Annotated in this window: 4 protein-coding genes; all 4 read left to right on the top strand. The window is 32.0% G+C overall.

The features are described from left to right. The first annotated feature begins 534 nt into the window (after nt 1–534). The 4 genes from BAU28_RS30430 (at nt 535) to BAU28_RS30920 (ending at nt 2,306) form a co-directional block, all read left to right on the top strand. Nucleotides 535–684, top strand: a complete 150-nt coding sequence (locus BAU28_RS30430; protein WP_071718966.1) for a hypothetical protein — start codon at nt 535–537, stop codon at nt 682–684. Between the two features lie 487 nt (nt 685–1,171). Then, nucleotides 1,172–1,498 (top strand): hypothetical protein, encoded by a 327-nt coding sequence (locus BAU28_RS14895; RefSeq protein ID WP_071718963.1) that lies wholly within the window; start codon nt 1,172–1,174, stop codon nt 1,496–1,498. A gap of 211 nt (nt 1,499–1,709) precedes the next feature. Beyond that, nucleotides 1,710–1,916, top strand: coding sequence for a hypothetical protein (locus BAU28_RS14890; protein ID WP_071718961.1), 207 nt, complete (start codon nt 1,710–1,712; stop codon nt 1,914–1,916). Between the two features lie 183 nt (nt 1,917–2,099). Then, a complete protein-coding gene (locus BAU28_RS30920; RefSeq protein ID WP_071718960.1) occupies nt 2,100–2,306 on the top strand; it encodes a hypothetical protein in 207 nt (68 codons plus the stop codon). The last annotated feature ends 197 nt before the right edge of the window (nt 2,307–2,503 follow it).

Genomic DNA, 2,503 nt, shown 5'->3' with positions numbered 1-2,503 from the left:
TTAACATAAGAGAATAGTAACGTGCTTTTAACTTCAAGAATAGTCTAAATCCTTAAGTTGATGGATGTGTGGCGGTACCCCTATATAGGGCTTTTCCTTTTCTCAATGACCAATATTACTTAACATGATAAAATAATATTCGGATGGGAATCCAATACCTATTATTAAAATTAAGACGGTTCAAGTCGGAGAAAGGCACCTTAGGGTGTCTTTTCTTTATGGGGGAGAGTCAGGAAAATACGCATTTACAACGATAAGCATTTTGATACAAATCTTATGAGACATTATGGAGTCTAATTTAAAGGTGATTTGATTATGTACCAATAGGCTTTACTCTATTGAGATTGTGAAGTAGGAAATATTCGGATCAAGATAGATATAAGTAGAAAAGTTAATAACAAGGGGTGATTTTTTTAAACAAGTAGGAAAAAGACTTTGCAACTAATAAAGTAATAAGGTTTACTTCAGTAAAATAAGGTATATTATATTTGTTGAATAGATTCTCTTTAAAGACAAGAAAAGTAGGTGAACAAAGTGGGAAAATATCAATTGGATTACAAAGGTCAGGTAGCTGTGGCAAAGTTTCATGAAAAACAGACGCCTGCCAAATTTGATAAAAAGCAGCAACTTGAAAAATTGCGTGCGGAGTATTTGAAAAATAAGCAAAAACAAACAGATAAATAATATGTTACGTTTTTGCTTATATTAGAAAAGACACTCTTATATGAGTGTCTTTTCTTTATGGGGTACTGACGCATCGCCATCAGGCTAAAATTTTATAGTACCCCCAGAACGAAATTTTTATCTCGCTACAGTTATTTATGTGAATTCAGCTCGTTTTTTTCGTTTTGGGGGATAATTAGTTTTTTAACTTGATAGCGATGGGGTAGCACCAGCATTTCGGAAAAAAACCATGCAAGATTTTATGCAGTTTTTCGGCTAATTTAGTAACAAACGGGAACTCTGAAACCCATCCAGGATAGGAATGTATAAAAAAATGAATAGAGTCATAGAAAAAGAAAAAGGCGGATTCCTTATGAGAGTAGAAATCCACCATGTCTTTACTACCGATAATGAGACGTTATGTTAACTGAGCATGAATATCCTATTCATCCAAATTTGCACAAAGTTGTCTTTGCTGATGGTACAATTAAAATCATGGAGGGGTATTATGGGGATTTTTTATGTAATGACACTTTTTCTTATATTTGGCACTGCAACATTTTTATTTATCAAGTCTGGTTCACCAAAAATTAAAGATAAAAACCTATCATTGATAATGGTCTTTCTAGGAATAAATCTAATCACAATTCCAATGGCTTATTTGGTAGGTTCGTTTGTTTCTTATACAAATGAGGCGGCAACAGAATTTACATATAATAATCCACTTTATTTTTGGAAAGGATTTTTCTTTATTCAAATAATACCGCTTTTCGTGCTATTTGTGGCTTTGATATGGTGGTTTATCCGTAAGGGCAAAGAAAAAATCGACACATAGAATTTTAAAATGACTTCCGCTAAAGATAATTATGTAAATAAGCTGTTCATATGGGCAGCTTATTGTATTTTTTTCTTAGCGTGGTTTTTTCCAAAATCCTGGCGATACCTCATTTGTCTAACTCTTCCTTATGATAATCCCTTTGTAAATCTTTTTATTTAAATGTATAATTGTACCAAAAGTCGAAAAATTTAAAATTGAGGTGAACAGTATGAAAAGTTTTGGTACGTTAGTAATTTCTACCGTCCTTTCAGCAGGCTTAGTATATTATAATGTCGATTCCTTTTATAATAAATTTACATCAGGGAATACATATTACTGGGTAAACGGTATCCTAGCTGCTGGATTCTTTATATCCTTAATTATCAACATAAAAGATATCATCAATAAAAACTACACAACTTCTGAATCGAATTAAGGAGCCTATTATGGTTCCTTTTTCTATGCAAAATAAAAAAGTAGCGGATTTGCTACCTAGCCATATTCCCCCATCTCACGGTAATTCCTTTAAATCATTTTATTACATCCTATTATTATAAATCTATTTATCAGGATGTAAAATTATAAATAATCTCTAACATTTTGAATCGAGGTGACAATCATGAGAAGTTTTGGTTCATTATTAATCTCTACTATCTGTTCAACAATCCTTTTAATTTGGAATTCACTTTCTTTCTATACTGGATTCACAACGGGGCATACATACTACTGGGCTAACGGTATCATAGCCGTGGTTTTTCTTCTATTCTTTATCTTAAACATGCGAGATATCATCAATAAAAACTACACAACTTCTGAATCGAATTAAGGAGCCTATTATGGTTCCTTTTTCTATGCAAAATAAAAAAGCAGCGGATTCGCTACTTACAATTTGTTATTTTAATGAAAGTAAACTTTTACCCAAAAGTTTACTTTCGTTAAGGGGTATCACCCCACATCCATCAACTTAAGGTATATTTTTATATAAAACGTGGTCTTTTCACGTAGTATTTTATTATCGTTTAT

The organism is Bacillus paramycoides, assembly GCF_001884235.1.
GTDB classification, from domain to species: domain Bacteria; phylum Bacillota; class Bacilli; order Bacillales; family Bacillaceae_G; genus Bacillus_A; species Bacillus_A paramycoides.
This window is presented reverse-complemented; position numbering and strand designations above follow the sequence as displayed.

Bases quoted from the DNA above. Each gene is read 5' to 3' on its own strand.
- BAU28_RS14895 (WP_071718963.1), top strand. From the start codon at position 1,172: ATGGGGATTTTTTATGTAATGACACTTTTTCTTATATTTGGCACTGCA.
- BAU28_RS14890 (WP_071718961.1), top strand. From the start codon at position 1,710: ATGAAAAGTTTTGGTACGTTAGTAATTTCTACCGTCCTTTCAGCAGGC.
- BAU28_RS30920 (WP_071718960.1), top strand. From the start codon at position 2,100: ATGAGAAGTTTTGGTTCATTATTAATCTCTACTATCTGTTCAACAATC.